Below are 20,750 nucleotides of genomic sequence, written 5' to 3'. Positions count from 1 at the left end.
CACCCGACGGCCGGCGCCGGCAACGCCGGCGGTCGGACCACGTCGGGGCGGCGGCGTCCGGGCCGGCGACGCGAGGGCGACGCCACCCGGTCCGACGGGCTCACACCGCGTCAGGTGTCGCACTCCAGCACCGTGCGACACAGCCCGCACCGGGCCCGGACTCTGCCGCGCACCGGGACCCTGATCCGCTGGTGGCAGGTCGGGCAGGGAAAGGAGACCCGCAGCGGCGCGGGGCCCTCGAAGGCGTACTCCCCGCCGAAGGCCCGGCCGGTGCCCGGGCCACCGCCCGTGCGGCTGCCCGGCCGTGGGGGATCCGCCTGGGCGCGCCGGCGGTCCCGGGCGTACCGGCGCCGCCCCGACCAGCCGCAGCCGACCAGCGGCGGCTGCCGCGCGTCGTCGCGGGCCTGCGCCATGCCCTGCGCATACGCCTCGTACGCCTGGGGGCTGGTGAACCGGGGCGCCGGGTCGTCGTCGAACACCAGCGCCCGCTTGGCCAGGACGTATCCGAACTCCTCCGGGGTCAGATAGCCCAGCTTCTGGCTGGAGACGGAGGACTCGCGGTACGCGTCGAGCAGCAGCCAGCCCGCGCCCAGATACGCGGCGGCGGTGTCGGTGAGGATCTCGTTGTCCCGGGTCCCCGGGAGCTCCAGGCCCAGCCGGTGCAGATAGACGTGCGTCACCTCATGGGCCAGGGCCGCGCCGACGTCCCGCCGGTGCTCCTTGAAGCGCGAGTTGAGCTCGATGAAGTACTCGGGCCCGGCGGCGAGCTCCACGTTGCCGGCGTGCCGCATCTCCCGGAAGCTCACGATCATGCGGGCGTCGGGCAGCCGGAGGTGCTGCACCATGACCCGGGCGACGCGCTGCACCCCGAGATACAGGTCCTCGTCGTCGGGAAAGGCCACCTCGGCGGCGGACACGCTGATCGGGAAGGTGCGCACGGTGTCATAGGACAGACGGCGGTAGAGCGCGGTGAGTGCCGAACGCACGGTCGCGAGGTGCGGGAACCCGTGCTCGACGGCGATGCCCGGGGCGGTCACGCCCTCCACTGTAGGGCGGGGAGCGCCGCGCGTCTCCGCCCCGGACGGCATGGGCCCGCGGCCGGCCCCCGTCGGCCCTTCGCCGTCGTCGCCGCCGCGCGCCGTCCGGTGGGCGAACGGACATGGCCGGAACGCGACCCTTGCCACGCCATTACTACGTCCACATAATCACACCCACTGGTTGGCATGTGCGTGCCAATCATGTGCTCAACCCCCCACGAAAGGACGTCCGTTGCGGAACATCCTGAAGCACGTCAAGAGATCTCTCGCAGCCGGAGCGGTCGGGCTCGCCGCGGTCAGCCTGTTCCCCGGCACCGCCCTCGCCCACTCCGACGGAGCCACCGGCGCCAAGGCGACCCCACCCGCCGCCAGCGCCCAGGCGGCCCCGCCCGTCGTCGGCGGCACACGCGCCGCGCAGGGTGAGTACCCCTTCATGGTGCGACTGTCCATGGGGTGCGGCGGCGCGCTCTACTCCAAGACGCTCGTGCTCACCGCCGCGCACTGCGTAGACGGCAGCGGCAGCGACACCTCCATCACCGCGACCGCCGGCGTGGTCGACCTGCAGAGCTCCAGCGCCATCAAGGTCAAGTCCACCCGCGTCCTCCAGGCCCCCGGCTACGACGGCCAGGGCAAGGACTGGGCGCTGATCAAGCTCGCCAAGCCCGTCAACCAGCCCACCCTCAAGATCGCTGAGACCAAGGAGTTCGACAACGGCGACTTCCAGGTCGCCGGCTGGGGAGCGGCGCGCGAGGGCGGCAGCCAGCAGCGCTATCTGCTGAAGGCCACCGTCCCCTTCGTCGACGACGCCAGCTGCCAGCGCTCCTACGGCAACAGCCTGGTCCCGGCCGAAGAGATCTGCGCCGGCTACGCCCAGGGCGGCGTCGACACCTGCCAGGGCGACTCCGGCGGCCCGATGTTCCGCAAGGACAACGCCGGCCAGTGGATACAGGTCGGCATCGTCAGCTGGGGCCAGGGCTGCGCCCGGCCCAACTACCCCGGCGTCTACGCCGAGGTGAGCACCTTCGCCAAGGACATCAAGGCGGCGGCGGCCCAACTCGGCGGCTGATCCCCACCCGACTGATCCCCCTCCCGACGCACACCGCGCGGGCGGGCCCGGCCCCAACCGGACCCGCCCGACCCACCGACCCGACTCACACCCCACCCCGCACAACCCCCCACTCGCGGCACACTCACCGCACGCGGGCAGCCGCCCCCGGCCGGGCCTTCCTCCCGGTCGGGGGCGGCGCCGCGACACGTTCGCCCTCGGCGTGTTCGCGGCCGGCTGAGCCCCCTCGGCGGCCCGCCCCGCCCTCCCTACAGTCGGCCCCATGAAGATCACACAGGTCACCGACGCCGTATGGATGCTGAACTTCGGAGTCGGCCAGGCGTACGCCATACGACTCCCCGAGGGCTTCGCCCTCGTCGACGCGGGCTGGGCGGGGCACGAGCGGCGGATCCTCGACGCGCTCGCCGGACTCGGCGCCGGCCCCCGGGACCTCCGCGACATCGTCATCACCCACTGCCACAAGGACCACTACGGCTCCGCCGCCGCGCTGGCCGCCGCCACCGGGGCCCGGGTGCTGGCCGGGGCCGCCGACGCGCCGGTGATCGACGGCTCCGCGCCGCTGCCGGAGCCCAAGCTGGCCGACTGGGAGGTGCCCCTGTACGAGGCGCACAGCCCGCAGGTGCCGCCGGCGCCGCCGGTCCGGGTCGACCGCGAGCTGACCGACGGGGACACCCTCGACTGGGGCGAGCAGGCGCGCGTCATCCATGTGCCCGGCCACACCTACGGCAGCATCGCCCTCCATCTGCCCGCCTCCGGCGTGCTGTTCACCGGCGACACCATCGCCAACGTCCAATACCTGATGCCCGGCGTCTTCAACGTGGAGCCGGAGCGGATGGCGGCCGCCTTCCGCACCCAGGCCGCCCTGGACGTGGAGACCGCCTGCTTCGGCCACGGCGATCCGATCACCTCCGGCGCGGGGGCGGCGCTGCGCGCGGCCGCCGACCGACTCCCCTGAGCTCCCGCCGACCGGCTCCCCGAGAGGTCCCGCCGACCGACTGACCTCAGAGCTCCCGCCGACCGGCCCCGGAGAGCGGCGCCAGCCGACATGAGTCCAACACCCGCCGCACTCCGTCCATGGCCCCCACGCCGCCTCCGCCCCACTGTGTGCAGTCGACACACCCGGCGGCGAGGTGGAGGAGCGGGCACGGTGAGCGGATACCGGGAACCGGAGCAGGGGCGGGAGCGGGCGGGGGAGCGGGACCGGCCGCCGAGCCGCAGGGCGGTCGTCGCCACGACGGCACTGGCCGGACTGGGCGCCCTCGCGCCGCACGACGACGCCTTCGCGGCCGGCCGCGCCGGCACCGGCGCCGGCCCCGGCCGGGGACGCACGGCCGCGCCCGGCGGCCAGGCCGTGATCCGTTCCCGGCGGCTGGAGGTCCGGGTCGACCGGGGCTTCCCCCGCGTCCTGTCGTACACCGACCGCACCACCGGCGCCACGCTGTACGGCCAGCCGGAGCCGGTCCGCTCGGTGCTCGTCGACGACATCGAGCTGACTCCGCGGGTCACCGCCACCGCCCGCGCGGACCGCGTCACCCACACCCTCGCCTTCGACGGCGGTACCGAGATCGTCGTAGAGATCCGGGTGCGCGGCGACCGGCTGCACTGGCGGGTCACCCGCGTCACCGACACCGAGACGCTGCGCGTCGGCACCCTGCGCTTCCCCGGCCTCGCGCTGCTCAGCGTGCGCGACGACCAACCCGGCGCCACGCTCTACGCCGCCCGCGTCGAACTGGACAAGGCGAAGAGCGGCGACACCCTCGTCTCCGTGGCCGCCGCCGGGTCGCCCGGACGGCCGCCCGCCCCCGACCCGGCACCCCTCGGCTGCGCGTACGCCGTCGTCGCCACCGACCGGCTCGCCGCGGCCGTCGAGACCAACACCGTCTGGGACAGGCCGTCCTCCGCCGCCGGCACCACCTGGGAGAACGGACGGCTGTGGCGGCAGACCAGCGTCGTCGACGGCCACACCGTCGCCCGACTGGGCCCCGGCCAGTGGACCCACCGGGCCGCCGGCTCGCCCGTCGACGCGACCGAACCGCTGCCGTACGCCACCGTCATCATCACCGGCGACCGCAACGGCGACGGCGTCATCGACTGGCAGGACGCCGCCATCGCGCTGCGCGACATCATGACCGACCCGCTGGGCGCCGACGACCAGCACCTGCGGGTCGTCCCCCACATCCCCTTCAACTTCGCCAGCCAGGCCACCAACCCGTTCCTGGCCACCCTCGACAACGTCAAACGGATCTGCCTGGCCACCGACGGCCTGCGGCAGTACACCCTGCTCAAGGGCTACCAGTCGGAGGGCCACGACTCCGCCCACCCCGACTACGCCGGCAACTACAACCGGCGCGCCGGCGGCCTCGCCGACCTCAACACCCTGCTCCGCGAGGGCCGCGCCTGGCACAGCGACTTCGGCGTGCACGTCAACGCCACCGAGTCCTACCCCGTCGCCCACGCCTTCTCCGAGACGCTCGTGGACCAGACCGACGCACAGTGGGACTGGCTGGACCAGTCCTACCGCATCGACCAGCGCCGCGACCTGGTCTCCGGCGACATCATCCGCAGGTTCGCGGACCTGCGCGCCCAGACCGATCCCGCCCTGAACACCCTCTACATCGACGTCTTCCGCGAGTCCGGCTGGACCTCCGACCGCCTCCAGCGCGCCCTGCGCGCACAGGGCTGGCGCGTCACCACCGAATGGGGACACGGCCTGGAGCGCTCCGCGCTGTGGTCCCACTGGGCCACCGAGACCGACTACGGCCCCGACACCTCACGCGGCGTCAACTCCCGCCTCATCCGCTTCCTCCGCAACCACCAGAAGGACGTCTTCGCCGACAAGTGGCCCACCCTGCTGGGCATCGCCCGCACCGGCAACTTCGAGGGTTGGGTCGGCAAGACCGACTGGACCGCCTTCTACCGCCTCATCTGGACCGACAGCCTGCCCGCCAAGTACCTCCAGGCGTACCCCGTCCGCACCTGGCGCGACCACGAGATCACCTTCGAGGGCCCCACCCGCACCACGGTCGGCGACGCGGACGGCGTCCGGCGCATCACCACCGACGGACGACTCGTCTACGACGGCGGCCGCTACCTGCTGCCCTGGGAGCCGCGCGACGCCACCGACCCCGCCAAGCTGTACCACTACCACCCGACGGGCGGCACCACCAGCTGGCGGCTGCCGCGCGGCTGGGCCGGCCGGCGCACCGTCACGCTCTACCGGCTGACCGACCAGGGCCGGGAACACATCGCCGAACTGCCCGTCCGATCCGACACCGTGACCATCGACGCCGACCCCGACCAGCCGTACGTGATCTACCCCGAGCCGGCCCCCGCCCAGCCCGAGCCCCGCTGGGGACAGGGCACCCCGCTCCACGACCCCGGCTTCCACTCCGGAACGCTCACCGGCTGGCACGTCCGCGGCCCGGCCGCCGTACACCGCAGCGAGCTGGGCGACTACGAGCTGGTCATCGACGCCGGAACGGCCGCCGAGGTCGGCCAGCGCGTGGCCCGCCTCGCCCCCGGCGCCTACGCGGCCTCCGTACAGGTCGAGGTCGGCGCCACCGCCGGGCAACGGCGCCGCGCCACGCTCGCCGTCCACACCGCCGACGGCGTCACCGCCGAGAACTGGACCGACACCTCCACCGCCGTCAACCACGTCGCCGCCGACCGCAAACACGGCACCCGCTTCCAGCGCCTGACCACCTGGTTCACCGTCCCCGCCGGCGGCGGCCCGGTGACCCTCACCCTCCGCACCGCACCCGGCGAGGCCCGCGTCCGCTTCGACAACCTGCGCATCGTCCCCGCCCCGCGCCCCACCCGGCCCGGCGCCCTGGTCTGGGAGGACTTCGAACACGTGCCGCAGGGCTGGGGGCCCTTCGTCAAGGGTGACGCGGGCGGCACCACCGACCCGCGCACCCACATCGCCCAGCGCCACGCCCCGTACACCCAGCGCGGCTGGAACGGCAAGGCCGTCGACGACGTCATCGACGGCCGCGAATCGCTCAAGTCGCGAGGTGAGAACACCGGCGTGGTCTACCGCACCGTCCCGCACACCGTCCGCTTCCGTCCCGGCCACCGCTACCGGGTGAGCTTCCGCTACGAGAACGAGACCGCCGGCCAGTACGCCTGGATCACCGCCGTCGACGAGCCCGGCCCACGCGAGCTGCAGCGGACCCCGCTCCCGGTGGCCACCGCCCCGACCACCCACGCCTACGAGTTCACCGCACCCCCCGACGGGGAGGCATGGGTGGGGCTCCGGAAGACCGGCGACAGCGGCACCGCCGAGTTCACCCTGGACGCCTTCCTCGTGGTGGAGGTGGTGTAGCCGACGAACCGGGGCATCCCGGACCCCTCCCTCTGGCGGCGCGCCCACCCATGGATGAAGATCGGCGTGGCGCCAGGAGGAGGGAGCGCGCGTGTACCACACCTGGATGCGGTACTTCACGCCCGGACCGGTCCACCACCGGCTCGGCCTGGTCTGCCTCGGCGTGGGACTCCAACACGGCACCCTGCCCGCCGTCGGCCCACGCACCCTCGACCACCACGTCGCCGTGGTGATCAGCGCCGGCACCGGCTGGTTCCGCGGCCCCGACGGCCCCCGCCGGCCCGTGGCCGCCCCCGCCCTGCTCTGGCTCACCCCCGGCGTACCGCACCACTACGCCCCGGACCCCTGCTGGGACGAGAGCTTCGTCGACTTCACCGGAGCCGCCACCGCGAGCTACACCGAACTCGGCTACATCGACCCCGACCACCCCGTCGTCCCCCTCTCCGACACCGCCACCGCCCGCGCCGCCATCGGCCGCATCGTCCGCGCCGCCCGCCACGGCAACCCCTACCTGGAAGTCGAGACCGCCGCCGCCGTCCACGAACTCCTCGTCGCCCTGCGCCGCGCCCGCGCCGACACCGGCAGCGACCCGGTACTGGCCGCCCTCGCCCGCGACGCCTGCCAACCCCTCTCCGTCACCGAACACGCCGCCCGCCACGGCATGACCCCCGCCGAACTGCGCACCGCCGTACGCCGCGGCGCCGGCTGCGGCCCCAAGGACTACCTCCTCGGCATCCGCCTCGGCCGCGCCAAGGAACTCCTCATCGGCACCGAACTCCCCATCGCCGCCGTCGCCCGCCGCGTCGGCTACGACGACCCCGCCTACTTCAGCCGCCTCTTCACCCGCCGCGTCGGCACCGCCCCCGCCCGCTTCCGCGCCCAACAGGGCCAGGCCGTCCCCGGCGGCTTCACCGACCGCGTCCCCGACCCCGACCACCCGCCCACCATCCGGTCACACTCCGCGACCGACGGTCGTTCCCCATAGGCTCTGCGCATGAACAACAGCGAGACCGAAACCGACCGCCCCGGCATCGACGAACAGGTGGCCGCCGAACTCAGCCGGCTGCGCGACAGCATCGACAACATCGACGCCGCCGTCGTCCACATGCTCGCCGAGCGCTTCAAGTGCACCCAGCAGGTCGGCCGGCTCAAGGCCACCCACAAGCTCCCCCCGGCCGACCCCGCCCGCGAGGCCCGCCAGATCACCCGCCTCCGCCAGCTCGCCGAAAGCGCCAAGCTCGACCCCGCCTTCGCGGAGAAGCTCCTCAACTTCATCATCGCCGAGGTCATCCGCCACCACGAAACCCTCGCGAACTCGACCGGCGCCGAAGACGACACGAGCCCCGCCGCCGGCGCCTGAGAACACACCCGGCCCGACCCCTCCGCGCGCCCGCGCGCCCCGGACCCGCCGCTTCGCCCACAGGGCAATCCGGTGCGTCGCCCGCGGGCCGTACGGCAGCATGGGCCCATGTCCGTACTGACGCGCGACGAAGCGCAGAACCGAGCCCGACACCTCACCGTCGACCGCTACCTCATCGACCTCGATCTGACGCGCGGCGACGAGGTCTTCGGATCCGTCACCACCCTCCGCTTCACCGCGCGCGAAGACGGCGTGGACACCTTCGTCGAGCTCGACCCCGCCGTGCTGCACCGAGCCACCCTCGACGGACGGGACCTCGACACCGCGTCGCTGGCGGACGGACGGCTGCCGCTCCACGGACTGGCCGAAGGGGCGCACGAACTGCGCGTCGAAGCCGACATGCGGTACTCCCACACCGGGGAGGGGATGCACCGCTTCACCGACCCCGCCGACGGGGAAACGTATCTCTACACCATGTGCTGCATGGCGGACGCGAAAACCGTCTTCGCCGCCTTCGACCAGCCCGACCTGAAAGCCGTCTTCGAGGTGACGGTCACCGCCCCACCCCGGTGGACCGTCCTCGGCAACGGAACCGCCCAGCGCCTCGGACCGCCCACCAGCGGACACTGGCGGCTCGCCCCCACCCCACCCATCAGCACCTACCTGATGGCCGTCGCCGCCGGCCCGTACCACTCCGTACGCACCGAACACCGCGGACTGCCCCTCGGCCTGCACGTCCGCCGCTCCCTCGCGCCCTACCTGGACGCCGACGCCGACGAACTGTTCGACATCACCAAGCGCTGCTTCGACCGCTACCACGAGATCTTCGCCGAGCCCTACCCCTTCGACTCCTACGACCAGGCATTCGTCCCCGAGTTCAACTCCGGCGCCATGGAGAACCCCGGCCTCGTCACCTTCCGCGACGAGTTCGTCTACCGCTCCGCCGTCACCGAAGCCGAACGACAGACCCGCGCCATGGTCATCGCCCACGAGATGGCCCACATGTGGTTCGGCGACCTCGTCACCATGGAATGGTGGGACGACATCTGGCTCAACGAGTCCTTCGCCGAATACATGGGCTTCCAGATCCTCACCGAAGCCACCCGCTACACCGCCACCTGGGCCGACTTCGGCGTCCGCCGCAAAAGCTGGGGATACGACGCCGACCAGCGCGACTCCACCCACCCCGTCGCCCCCGCCCCCGACGCCGTCCCCGACACCGCCGCCGCCCGGCTCAACTTCGACGGCATCTCCTACGCCAAGGGCGCCTCCGCGCTCCGCCAGCTCGTCGCCTGGCTCGGCGAGAAGGACTTCCTCGCCGGCATCAACGACCACTTCGCCCGCCACCGCTTCGGCAACGCCACCCTCGCCGACTTCATCGACTCCCTCGCCCGCGCCTCCGGCCGCGACGTCCACGCCTGGGCCGACCGCTGGCTCCGCACCACCGGCGTCGACACCCTCACCCCCCACATCGACGTCGACGGCAACCGCTGGACCGCCGCCATCCACCACCAGGGCAGCGCCGACGGAGCCCGCCCCCACCGCGTCTCCATCGGCCTCTACGACCACCAGCCCGCCGCCCCACACCGGCTCGTCCGCCGCGACCGCGTCGAGGCCGACCTCGGCGCCGACGCCGCCACCGTGACCCTCTCCTTCACCGGCCCCCGCCCCGACCTGCTGCTCCTCAACGACGCCGACCTCAGCTACGCCAAGATCAGGCTCGACCCGACCTCCTGGAACACCGCCGTACGCGCCCTGTCCGGCCTCCCCGACCCCCTCACCCGCGCGGTCGTCTGGAACGCCGCCCGCGACATGGTCCGCGACGCCCACCTACCGCCCACCGCCTACCTCGACGCCGTCCGCGCCCACCTCCCGCACGAGACGGACATCGCCATCGTCGAAGGCGTCCTCGCCTTCGCCCGCACCCAGATCGCCGACCGCTACCTACCCCCCGCCCAACGCCCCACCGCCCTCGCCACCCTCGCTGACACCTGCCGCGACCTGCTGCGCCGCACCGAAGACGGCACAGGCCACGGACTCCGCCTCGCCGCCGTCCGCACCTTCGTCGACACCGCCACCGGCCCCGCCGAGCTCCACCACTGGCTCACCGGAGACGCCGTCCCCGGCGGCCCCACCCTCGACCCCGAACTCCGCTGGCGCATCCTCGCCCGACTCTGCGTCCTCGGCGCCGCCACCCCCGCCGACATCGACGCGGAACTCGCCCGCGACTCCAGCGCCACCGGCCAGGAAGGCGCCGCCCGCTGCCGCGCCGCCCTGCCCGACGCCGACGCCAAGAGCACCGCCTGGGCCGCCCTCTTCGACACCGACGAACTCTCCAACTACCTCTTCACCGCCACCGCCGAAGGCTTCTGGCAACCCGAGCAGCACGACCTGCTCGCCCCCTACGTCCCCCGCTACTACCCCGCCGCCGTCACCCTCGCCGCCCGCCGCGGCCCGGCCATCGCCGAAGCCGTCGGCCGCTTCGCCTTCCCCACCACCGTCGACGAGCAGACCCTGCGACTGGGGGAGACCTGCCTGGCCGGCCCCGAAACCGGCCCCGAAACCGGCACCGAGACCGCCCCCGACGGCGACCCCACCCACACGCCCACCCCGGCGCTGCGCCGGCGCCTCGCCGACCAACTCGACGACCTGCGCCGCGCCCTCCGCGTACGCGCCGCCGCGACACCCGACAGGACGGCCTAGGCCCCGCCGCCGAGACGACAAAGGGCGGTGGTACGGGTCAACCGACCCACACCACCGCCCCGGTACCACGCACCACGCACCGCGCCCCGCGCGGCAGCCGCCGCACGCGACCGCTCAGCGCGCTCCGCTCAGGCCCGATCCCTGGCGAAATCGTCCAACGGCTCACCGACGATCTTGCCGGCCAGCTGCGTCGCCAACACCGTGACCTCCGCGCGCAGCGCGGCCTCCGCCAGCGCCCGGTCCGCCGCGATCTGCTCCCGCGCCGAAATCAGCATCTCCTCACGCTGCCGCTGACCCTCGGCCCGCAGCTGCGCCAGCAGCTCCGCACCCTGCTCCTGCGACTCCTGACGCAGCCGCGCCGCCTCGTGACGCGCCTCCGCCAGCAGCTCCTGGTACTCGGCGTGCGCCTTCTCGGCCTCCGCCCGCGTCTCGTCCGCCTTGCGCTGGCGTCCGTCGATCGCCGACTCGCGCTCCCGCAGAACCCGCACGATCTTCGGCAGCACCACCCCCGCGAGCAGCCCGAAGGTCACGCCGAAGCAGAGGAAGGCAATGATCAGGTCGTGCCACTCGGGCTTCAACGGGCCCAGTTCCAAGGCTAGTTTCATGCGCACAAGGGTACGGTGCCGCTCCTAGCAGATCCAAGCCGCGCCATCCTCGAGGCCGTACCACGTACGAGTGGACTCCGCGTGAGGCAGAACGGCGGCGAACTGCGGAGAAGTACGGTAGCGCTCCCTCCCCGCACCGCCCCGCAGCCCCACCCCGAGACGCCCGACCCGCCACGTCCGACCCTCGAAGAAGAGGGGGCACGACCATGCCTGTGCCGGCACCAGGAGCCGACGCCCTCCTCGCCGGGGGCCCCACCGGCCCGCGCGCACTCCGCCCACTGCTCGACACCGTCCTCGACGCCCTCGCCACCGGCGCCGCCGAGCGGTCCGGGCCCCTCCCCGCCGGCGGCCCCCACACCCTCGCCCAGCACGTCCGCGCCCTCGCCGAACCCGCCCTCCCGGACACCGGCACCGGCGCGCCCGAAGCCCTGCACACCCTCATCAGCGCCCTCGCCGCCGGCGCCGCCGACCCCGCCGAACCGCACTGCGCCGCCCACCTGCACTGCCCACCCCTGGCCGTCGCGGCCGCCGCCGACCTCGCCGTCAGCGCCCTCAACCCCTCCCTCGACTCCTGGGACCAGGCACCCGCCGCCTCCGAGCTGGAGGCCCTCACCTGCCGCGCCCTCGCCACCCTCGCCTACGGAGACCGGCCCGCCCGAGGCGACCGGCCCAGCCACGAGGGCCAGCCCGCCCACGGCGACCGACCCGCCCACGGCGACCGGTCCGCCCACGGCGACCGGCCCGCACACACGGGCCAGGCCCGCACCCCCGACGCCCTCGTCACCACCGGCGGCACCGAAGCCAACCAGCTCGCCCTCCTCCTCGCCCGCGAAGCACACCCCGGACCCACCCCCCTCCAGGTCATCTGCGGCGCCAACGCCCACCACAGCATCCACCGCGCCGCCTGGCTCCTCGGCCTCCCCACCCCCCACACCCTCCCCACCCCCACCGGCCGCCTCGACCCCGACCGCCTCGCCGCCGCACTCCACACCCGAGCCCACCACCCCACCCTCGTCATCGCCACCGCCGGCACCACCGACACCGGAGCCATCGACCCGCTACCCGCCATCGCCGACCTCTGCGCCACACACCACGCCACCCTCCACATCGACGCCTCCTACGGCGGCGCACTCCTCTTCAGCGACACCCTCCGCGACCGCCTCCACGGCCTCGACCGCGCCCACAGCATCGCCCTCGACCTCCACAAACTCGGCTGGCAACCCATCGCCGCCGGACTCCTCGCCGTCCCCGACCACACCGCACTCACCCCCCTCGACCACCGCGTCGACTACCTCAACGCCGCCGACGACACCGAAGCCGGCCTCCCCGACCTGCTCGGCCGTTCCCTCCGCACCTCCCGCCGCCCCGACATCCTCAAAATCGCCGTCACCCTGCGCGCCCTCGGCCGCCACGGCCTCGGCCAACTCGTCGAACGCTGCTGCGCCACCGCCCACCACCTCGCCGAACTCATCGACGCCCACCCCCGCCTGGAACTGCACGCCCCACCCGCCATCAGCACCGTGCTGTTCCGCCCCACCGGCGCCGACGACACCGCCGTCGCCGCCGTACGCCGCCGCCTCATCCGCGCAGGACACGCCGTCCTCGGCCGGGCCCGCACCGCCGACGGCCTCTGGCTCAAAGCCACCCTCCTCAACCCCCACACCCGCCCCAGCGACCTGCACGCCCTGTTGAGACTCGTGGAAGGCAGCACGGCCCGATGACACCCGCCCCAGACCCCACCACCACACCCACCACCCCCGGCGACGACACCGAGACCACCGAGACCACCGAGACCGCCGACCCCACCGGCGGCGACACCCCCCTCGACCTCCTCGGCATCGGCATCGGCCCCTCCAACCTCTCCCTCGCCGCCCTCGCCTCCACCATCCCCGGCCTCCGCACCGCCTTCTACGAACAACACCCCGCCTTCCACTGGCACCCCGGCCTGCTCATCGAAGGCACCACCCTCCAAGTCCCCTTCCTCGCCGACCTCGTCACCCTCGTCGACCCCGGCAACCCCTGGACCTTCCTCAACTACCTCAAAGCCCGCGAACGCCTCTACCCCTTCTACTTCGCCCAGCGCTTCCACATCCACCGCGCCGAATACGACGCCTACTGCCGCTGGGTCAGCCAACAACTCCCCACCCTCCACTTCGGCCACCACATCGACGCCGTCCGCTGGAACCCCGAACGCGAACTCTTCGAAATCGACCTCACCCAGACCGGCGCCGACGGCGAAGCCGAAGCACTCTGCCGCACCTACGCCCGCAACCTCGTCCTCGGCATCGGCACCGAACCCCACATCCCCGACCCCCTGCGCCCCCTCACCGACGCCCCCGCCGTCCCCGTCCTGCACTCCGCCGACTACCTACGCCACCGCGCCCACCTCCACGCCGCCGACCACGTCACCGTCATCGGCGCCGGCCAATCCGGAGCCGAAGTCTTCCTCGACCTGCTCCGCCACCGGCCCGCCGGCCGCGAAGGACTCCACTGGCTCGCCCGCACCCCCGCCTTCGCACCCATGGAATACAGCAAACTCGGCCTGGAACAGTTCACCCCCGACTACACCCGCTACTTCCACGCCCTCCCCGAACCCGTACGCGACGCCCTCCTACCCCAGCAATGGCAGCTCTACAAAGGCATCGACCGGGACACCATCGCCGCCATCCACGACGAGCTCTACCAACGCACCCTGCACGGCGGCTGGCCCGACACCGTCCTCACCCCCGGAGTCATCGTCCGCACCGCCGGACGCGTCGCCACCACCCGCGTCGAACTCCACCTCGAACACGTACAACAAGGCACCCGCAGCCGCCTCACCACCGACGCCGTCGTCCTCGCCACCGGCTACCGCGAACGCCGCGCCGACATCCTCCTCGCCGCCCTCGCCCCCTACATCCGCCGCGACAGCTCCGACCGCCCCCGCATCGACGAACACCACCGCCTCGTCCTCGACCCCAGCGTCAAAGGAACCGTCTACGTCCAGAACGCCGAACTCCACACCCACGGCATCGGCGCCCCCGACCTCGGACTCGCCGCCTGGCGCAGCGCCACCATCCTCAACTCACTGACCGGAACGACCACCTTTCCGCTTCCGGCCCGAACCGCGTTCACCACCTTCGGCCTCGACCCCACACCCGGCCGACAACTCCCCGACCAGCGCGACCGACTCGCCCGAACGCGGACATGACCACACCGCCACCCCACCCCTGACCACCGGATCCAACGGATGGGAGTCGGGATGGACCGGACACTCCGGCCACACCGCGGGACGCGACGCCGCACACAACGCCTCCACCGCCCAATCCCGCACCTGATCGGCCACATGGGCGACCCGCTCCGCCGGGCCACCCCCCTCCCACAGCCCCACCCCCGCCCCACTCCCGTCCCGCTCATACAGCACCAGGTAGCGCTCGCCGTGATGCTCCTCCTCGACCACCCTCGGCCGAACAGCACAGGTAGCGGCCAGATCCCGGCGCACCGGCTCCCACGCGGCCATCAACTCGTCCATGCCGCCAGTCTGCCGGGCCCCACCGGAACCCGCCGCCACCTCCACGTCAAGAAACCGCTCAGAAGACCGGCACGCCGTCCCGCGTCAGCTTCCAACCCACCGACGCGAACTGAGCCGGGTCGACCGTCCCCTCAGCCTTCACCCACGAGATGATCGTGTTACGGATCTCATCCGAGTTCGCCCACAGCTGCTTCGCCTGCGGCACATGCGGGAAGTTGCCGCCACCCGACGCCCGGTAGTTGTTCACCGCCAGCACGAACTCGGCCGCCGGATCGACCGGCCGCCCCCCGAACGACAGGTTCACGATCCGCGAGCCCTTCGGCCGCGCGATGTCGATGTCGTACGCCAGGCCGTACACCGCGTCGTAGTTGTAGTCCGGCGTACCGTCCGCGTTCGTCAGCTTCGCCGGGTCCACCACCCCACCCGGCGCGGTCTGCACGTAGTACTTCGCCGAGTACTCCAGGTAGTCCCTCAGCTGGGCACCCGTCACCAGACGCGCCTCCAGCGTGTTCTCGAACGGATACAGCCCCGCCGCGTCCCGGATCGTCACCCGCCCGGCCGGGATCGCCGCCGTCCGAGAGAAGCACGAGGCCTGCGACAGCACCGGCAGCGCCGCGTACGCCGTGCCCGCCAGCGCCGCCTTCACCGTCTCCACCTGCACGTGGTTGATCAGGTCGATGATCGGCACGTCCTTCACCGGACCCTCCGCCGACGACATCGCCGCCGTCGACGTACCGATCACCTGGTTGACGTACGCCACCACCTTGCGGTGCTCGTCCACCAGCAGATCCGTGATCTTCGGGTCCTCCGGCACGGTGTTGGAGTTCAGCACCTTCGCCGAGACCTTCTCCACCGACCAACGGCCACGCTCGAAGACCAGCTCGAAGTCGAACAGCGTCAGCCGCTGACCCCACTTCAGCGGCTCGGACAGCACCACGTCCTTGCCGGTCGACCCGTTCTTCACCCGGTACTCGGGGATCTCCGTGTGCGCGTGACCCACCAGGATCGCGTCGATCCCCGGCACCTGCTCCGCCACCAGCCCCGCCGCGTTCTCGATGTACGGCAGCTGGTCACCGTACGACGACGTGCCGCTGGAACCCGAGTGCGCCGAGACGATCACCACGTCCGCGCCCATCGACCGCAGCCGCGGCACGTACTTCGCCGCCTGCTCCTCCAGACCCGGGAACGTCATCTTCCCCTGGACGTTCTGCTTGTCCCACAGCGCGATGCCCGGGTTCGTCAGACCCAGCACCGCCACCTTCACATCCCGCCCACACGGCGTGCGCAGCCGGTGCACGCTGTACGGCGGGAACGCCGGCCGCAGCGTCCTCGCGTCCAGCGCGTTCGCACCCAGCAGCGGGAAATCGCACTGCTCCTCGAACTTCCGCAGCACCGGTATGCCGTAGTTGAACTCGTGGTTGCCCAGCGCCGCCGCGTCATACCCGATCGCGTTCATCGCCTGCGCCATCGGGTGTACCGGACCGCGACGCGCCGTGATCGGGTCGACCTTGGCGTAGTAGTACGACAGCTGCGTGCCCTGGATGGTGTCACCCGCGTCGATCAGCAGGGTGTTCTCGCGGCCCTTCTCGGCACGCACCCGCTCCACCAGAGTCGAGATCTTCGCCAGACCCACATCGTTGTGCGCCTTGTCGTCGAACTCCGCATCCGTGAAGTAGTCCCAGTTGAAGACGTTGCCATGCAGATCCGTCGTCCCCATCACGGTGAAGGAGTACCGCCGCTCACGCCGCCTCCCCGCGGCCCCCTCCACACCCTCCACACCCTCCGCGGCCTCCGCGGCCTGCGCCGAACCGGCGGCCGCGCCGCCCGCCAGCGCCACCCCCGCCCCCGTCGCGGCCGAACGCCCCAGAAAACCCCTACGGTTGAGCGGCATTCTCTACTCCCCTGTAGTCAACAGATGCCGAACGAACACGCGTCGAACACATGCCAAGTCGCATGCATAACGCGCGTAGATTCTGGCGCACCCGCCACACCCCGCGACACCCTCGAAAGGTTTCGATCAGATAGCCCTCACACGCCCCACCGAAGGAGCCACCACCCATGACCCAACCCCCACACCCACCCACCACCCCGCCCTACGGCACCCCCGACACCCCCCGCCTCACCGTCCGCGGCGAAGCCCACCTCGACGTCGACCCCGAAATCGCCCGCATCCAGATCACCGTCACCGCCCGCGGCACCGACCGCCGCACCACACTCCAGGACCTCACCCGCCGCAACCAGGACACCCAAAAACTCCTCGACACCTACGCCCAAGCCATCCACACCCGAGAAACCAGCGCCTTCACCCTCACCCCCCACCTCACCACCAAAGGCCGCCACGAACGCGTCCGCGCCTACCACGGCACCATCCACACCACCGCCACCCTCACCGACTTCACCGCACTCGGCGAACTCACCACCCGCCTCGCCGACCAGGAACTCACCCGCGTCGACGGACCCTGGTGGGCACTCCGCCCCGACTCACCCGCCCACCGCGCCGCACGCCGCCAAGCCGTCCACGACGCCGTACAACGAGCCCGCGAATACGCCGAAGCCCTCGGCGCCCACCTCCTCGCCCTCGTCGAACTCGCCGACCAGGATGTGGACGGCTACGCCCCCTTCCCCGCCGCACGCGCCGCAGCCCCCGCCCGCATGGCCTTCGCCGGCGCCACCACCCCCGAAACCGCGCCCGCACTCGACCTCGAACCCCAGCGACAGCAGGTATACGCCCAGGTCAACGCCCGCTTCACGATGACCCCACCGCAGCTGTGAGACCACCGCGAGCGAGGGCGGACCACCGCCCTCGCCCCCTCCATCATGTGCTCATCGGAGCACCCCCACGCACGTTTCATTAGTTGTCAATATCCCTTCACGCAAAGGCCGTTGGGCAGTAGACGCCACACGGTTCTCTACCAGCCGGTAAGTCATAGGCTCGACCCATGCGCCGAGCAAAAATCGTCTGCACCCTGGGCCCCGCCACCGACTCGTACGAGCAGATCAAGGCACTGGTCGAAGCCGGCATGGACGTCGCCCGCTTCAACCTCAGCCACGGCACCTACGTCGAACACGAAGAGCGCTACCGGCGGGTGCGCAAGGCATGCAACGAGACCGGCCGCAGCGTCGGAATCCTCGTAGACCTTCAAGGCCCGAAGATCCGCCTCGGCCGATTCCGCGAAGGCCCCGTACTCCTTGAACGCGGCGACGAATTCACCATCACCGTCGAACACACCGAAGGCGACCGCCACGGCTGCTCCACCACCTACGAAGGACTCGCCGCCGACGTCCGCAAAGGAGAACGCATCCTCGTCGACGACGGCCGCGTCACCCTCGAAGTCACCGACGTCGAAGGCCCCCGCGTCCACACCATCGTCATCGAAGGCGGCCTCGTCTCCGACAACAAGGGCCTCAACCTCCCCGGCGTCGCCGTCTCCGTCCCCGCCCTCTCCTACAAAGACGTCGAAGACCTACGCTGGGCCCTCCGCACCGGCGCCGACATGATCGCCCTCTCCTTCGTCCGCAACGCCGACGACATCGTCCAGGTCCACCGCGTCATGCGCGACGAAGGCCGCCACGTCCCCGTCATCGCCAAGATCGAAAAACCCCAGGCGGTGCGCAACCTCGACGCCATCGTCGACGCCTTCGACGGCCTCATGGTCGCCCGCGGCGACCTCGGCGTCGAGATGCCCCTCGAACAGGTCCCCATCGTCCAGAAGCGCGCCATCAAACTCGCCCGACGCAACGCCAAACCCGTCATCGTCGCCACCCAGATGCTCGACTCGATGATCGAGAACTCCCGCCCCACCCGCGCGGAAGCCTCCGACGTCGCCAACGCCGTCATCGACGGCACCGACGCCGTGATGCTCTCCGGCGAGACCAGCGTCGGCAAACACCCCGTCGAGACCGTCAAGACCATGGGCCGCATCGTCGCCGCCGCGGAAGAGGACATCCTCGCCAAGGGCCTGCCCCCGCTCACCGAACGCAGCAAGCCCCGCACCCAGGGCGGAGCCGTCGCCCGCGCCGCCGCCGAGATGGGCGACTTCCTCGGCGCCAGGTTCCTCGTCGCCTTCACCCAGAGCGGCGACACCGTCCGCCGCCTCTCCCGCTACCGCTCACCCATCCCCCTCCTCGCCTTCACCCCGGAACCCGCCACCCGCGCCCAGCTCAACCTCACATGGGGCGTCGAAACCCTCCTGGGCCCCAAGGTCGGCACCACCGACGAGATGGTCGACCAGGTCGACGAGGAACTCCTCCGCATCGGCCGCTGTCGCAAGGGCGACACGGTCATCATCACGGCCGGCTCCCCACCCGGCATGTCGGGGACGACCAACCTGGTACGGGTGCACCACATCGGCGAGGACGACACGCCGCGGTAGCCCTCCGGGCGGATCGGTGGGCAGGCGGGTCCGTGGACGGGCGGGTCAGTGCTTGGGCCCGATGTGCTCGTCCATGAGGGCGACGGAGTCGCGGCGGGCGACCGAGATGTTGAAGGGGTCCTTCCCACGGCGGGTCACCGTCCACTCGACGCCGACCGCGTCGAGGGCGTCCGCGTAGAGCCGCAGGATGTCCTCCGACTTGTTGGTGAAGAAGTACCGCGGGTACTCGTACCGCTTGCGCTCCCCGCCCACCATGCGCGTGGTCCAGTTGGTGATCCGGCAACCGTCGGAGTGGACGAGCCCCCGGATGAACTCCCAGGGGTGCGCGTCGACGAGGCGCTGCTGCCAGGGCTCCAGCGCGATCTCCCGCTCGTGCTTCTTGCCGGGGCCGTGTTGGGGGAAGAGGCACGGCCAGTGGCGGCTGTAGCTCGTCACCATCACGCAGCCTTGCTTGCGGGCCAGGCAGACCCTGTTCTGCGGCCGCACCCTCCTGACCGCCTCCCGGCAGGCGTCGATGAGCCCCGGCCATGCGTTCGCGCAGGCGATGCGCAGGGCGTAGCAGCCGTTCGGCTGCCTGCTGAGGCAGCCGTCGCCTAGGTAGAGACCGAGGAGATAGGCGTATGCCTCGATCTCCGTGGGTGGGCGCGGGACGGGCGTGCACATCGAGCATTCATCCGTGCGGGCGGCGGGCTCGATCCTGATGCGCCAGGCGCGTATGGCGGACCGGGATATGCCGGTCTCCTTACTCACGGAGTTGAGACTGCGGCCCTGGCTGACGAGTGCGAGTGCGTGCTTGCGCACGTCGAGGTCATACACAGGTGCGAGTGTGACCGGCCTGACGGCGCCTCGCGGTGAATCGAAGGAGTGTTCACCTTGCTGGGTGAAGATCGCCAAACGATTGGAGATCTAGAAATTAAAGGTAAAGTGCCCCGGGTGGGATTCGAACCCACACTGAATACCTTTTGAGGGTATCGTCTCTGCCGATTGGACTACCGGAGCCCCTGCAATCCGAAGGTTAGTCTAGCCGCTTCGTGACTCAAACATACAGGACCTAGGTACTCTGGGGCAGCACCTCCCGTGGAACAAGGAGCCCTGTGAGCACCACCGAGCCTGCCGACGCACAGTCGCACGTCCCCCCGCAGACCACCCGCGTCGTCATCGCCGAGGACGAGGCCCTGATCCGCCTCGACCTCAAAGAGATGCTCGAAGAAGAGGGGTACTCCGTCGTCGGCGAGGCGGGCGACGGGGAGACGGCCGTCGCGCTCGCCCGGGAGCACCGGCCCGACCTGGTCATCCTCGACGTCAAGATGCCCGTACTGGACGGGATCTCGGCCGCCGAGCGCATCGCCGCCGACAGCATCGCGCCCGTGCTGATGCTCACCGCGTTCTCGCAGCGCGAGCTGGTGGAGCGGGCGCGGGACGCCGGTGCGATGGCGTATCTGGTGAAGCCGTTCAGCAAGAGCGACGTGGTGCCGGCGATCGAGATGGCCGTGTCCCGGTTCGCGGAGCTGAGGGCGTTGGAGCGGGAGGTCGCCGACCTCGCGCAGCGGCTGGAGACGCGGAAGCTGGTCGACCGGGCGAAGAGCGTCCTGCAGACGCAGTACGGGCTGTCCGAGCCGGCCGCGTTCCGTTGGATCCAGAAGACGTCGATGGATCGCCGGCTGTCGATGCAGCAGGTGGCCGAGGCGGTCATCGAGGACGCGGAGGAGAAGAAGGCGGCGGAGAAGAAGGCCGCGAAGGAGCAGTAGCCGACGTGGGCGGGGGCCCGCAC

At 71.6% G+C, this 20,750-nt stretch carries 15 protein-coding genes and 1 tRNA gene; 11 read left to right on the top strand and 5 right to left on the bottom strand.

Annotated features, from left to right (window positions below):
- Positions 1-110: 110 nt before the first annotated feature.
- The gene (locus tag CD790_RS20070) at positions 111-1,037 is read right to left on the bottom strand and encodes a hypothetical protein (RefSeq protein ID WP_144384660.1); all 927 of its coding nucleotides are present in this window, start codon (positions 1,035-1,037) and stop codon (positions 111-113) included.
- A 232-nt stretch (positions 1,038-1,269) separates the two neighbouring features.
- On the opposite strand from CD790_RS20070, the gene CD790_RS20065 reads away from it, so the two are divergent.
- The 6 genes from CD790_RS20065 (at position 1,270) to pepN (ending at position 10,490) form a co-directional block, all read left to right on the top strand.
- Complete coding sequence (locus CD790_RS20065; RefSeq protein ID WP_260867723.1) at positions 1,270-2,103, top strand: trypsin-like serine protease; 834 nt, start codon at positions 1,270-1,272, stop codon at positions 2,101-2,103.
- A gap of 262 nt (positions 2,104-2,365) precedes the next feature.
- A complete protein-coding gene (locus CD790_RS20060) occupies positions 2,366-3,058 on the top strand; it encodes an MBL fold metallo-hydrolase (RefSeq protein ID WP_144384658.1) in 693 nt (230 codons plus the stop codon).
- Positions 3,059-3,250: 192 nt separating this feature from the next.
- The gene (locus CD790_RS20055) at positions 3,251-6,427 is read left to right on the top strand and encodes an endo-alpha-N-acetylgalactosaminidase family protein (RefSeq protein ID WP_260867722.1); all 3,177 of its coding nucleotides are present in this window, start codon (positions 3,251-3,253) and stop codon (positions 6,425-6,427) included.
- Positions 6,428-6,518: 91 nt separating this feature from the next.
- On the top strand, positions 6,519-7,412 hold the full coding sequence (locus tag CD790_RS20050) for an AraC family transcriptional regulator (RefSeq protein ID WP_144384656.1): 894 nt from the start codon (positions 6,519-6,521) through the stop codon (positions 7,410-7,412).
- A 9-nt stretch (positions 7,413-7,421) separates the two neighbouring features.
- A complete protein-coding gene (locus tag CD790_RS20045; protein WP_144384655.1) occupies positions 7,422-7,787 on the top strand; it encodes a chorismate mutase in 366 nt (121 codons plus the stop codon).
- Positions 7,788-7,895: 108 nt separating this feature from the next.
- Positions 7,896-10,490: an aminopeptidase N gene (gene pepN, locus CD790_RS20040; RefSeq protein ID WP_144384654.1), complete on the top strand. Its 2,595-nt coding sequence runs from the start codon at positions 7,896-7,898 to the stop codon at positions 10,488-10,490.
- Positions 10,491-10,618: 128 nt separating this feature from the next.
- Here pepN and CD790_RS20035 read toward each other — a convergent pair whose 3' ends face one another.
- On the bottom strand, positions 10,619-11,095 hold the full coding sequence (locus tag CD790_RS20035; protein WP_144384653.1) for a hypothetical protein: 477 nt from the start codon (positions 11,093-11,095) through the stop codon (positions 10,619-10,621).
- A gap of 206 nt (positions 11,096-11,301) precedes the next feature.
- On the opposite strand from CD790_RS20035, the gene CD790_RS20030 reads away from it, so the two are divergent.
- Both CD790_RS20030 and CD790_RS20025 read left to right on the top strand, forming a co-directional pair.
- A complete protein-coding gene (locus CD790_RS20030; RefSeq protein ID WP_144384652.1) occupies positions 11,302-12,816 on the top strand; it encodes an aminotransferase class V-fold PLP-dependent enzyme in 1,515 nt (504 codons plus the stop codon).
- Positions 12,813-14,285, top strand: coding sequence for a lysine N(6)-hydroxylase/L-ornithine N(5)-oxygenase family protein (locus CD790_RS20025; RefSeq protein ID WP_144384651.1), 1,473 nt, complete (start codon positions 12,813-12,815; stop codon positions 14,283-14,285). The genes CD790_RS20030 and CD790_RS20025 overlap by 4 nt, the downstream gene beginning before the upstream one ends.
- A gap of 379 nt (positions 14,286-14,664) precedes the next feature.
- Here CD790_RS20025 and CD790_RS20015 read toward each other — a convergent pair whose 3' ends face one another.
- Positions 14,665-16,497, bottom strand: a complete 1,833-nt coding sequence (locus tag CD790_RS20015) for a bifunctional UDP-sugar hydrolase/5'-nucleotidase (protein ID WP_144384650.1) — start codon at positions 16,495-16,497, stop codon at positions 14,665-14,667.
- 167 nt (positions 16,498-16,664) lie between these two features.
- On the opposite strand from CD790_RS20015, the gene CD790_RS20010 reads away from it, so the two are divergent.
- Entirely contained in the window at positions 16,665-17,378 is a 714-nt protein-coding gene (locus CD790_RS20010) for an SIMPL domain-containing protein (protein ID WP_144384649.1), read from the top strand.
- 167 nt (positions 17,379-17,545) lie between these two features.
- The gene (gene pyk, locus CD790_RS20005) at positions 17,546-18,979 is read left to right on the top strand and encodes a pyruvate kinase (RefSeq protein WP_144384648.1); all 1,434 of its coding nucleotides are present in this window, start codon (positions 17,546-17,548) and stop codon (positions 18,977-18,979) included.
- 45 nt (positions 18,980-19,024) lie between these two features.
- On the opposite strand, the gene CD790_RS20000 is transcribed toward pyk, so the two are convergent.
- Together CD790_RS20000 and CD790_RS19995 are read right to left on the bottom strand one after the other, a co-directional pair.
- Complete coding sequence (locus tag CD790_RS20000) at positions 19,025-19,795, bottom strand: LAGLIDADG family homing endonuclease (protein WP_144384647.1); 771 nt, start codon at positions 19,793-19,795, stop codon at positions 19,025-19,027.
- A 109-nt stretch (positions 19,796-19,904) separates the two neighbouring features.
- A tRNA-Leu gene (locus CD790_RS19995) sits at positions 19,905-19,978 on the bottom strand.
- A 95-nt stretch (positions 19,979-20,073) separates the two neighbouring features.
- Here CD790_RS19995 and CD790_RS19990 point away from each other — a divergent pair.
- Positions 20,074-20,727, top strand: a complete 654-nt coding sequence (locus CD790_RS19990) for an ANTAR domain-containing response regulator (protein ID WP_144384646.1) — start codon at positions 20,074-20,076, stop codon at positions 20,725-20,727.
- Positions 20,728-20,750 lie beyond the last annotated feature (23 nt).

Origin of the sequence: Streptomyces sp. SAJ15 (assembly GCF_007595705.1) — a bacterium.
Taxonomy (GTDB): Bacteria; Actinomycetota; Actinomycetes; order Streptomycetales; family Streptomycetaceae; genus Streptomyces.
Note: the sequence above shows the minus strand (reverse complement) of the source record. Positions and strands in the feature narration are given on the sequence as shown.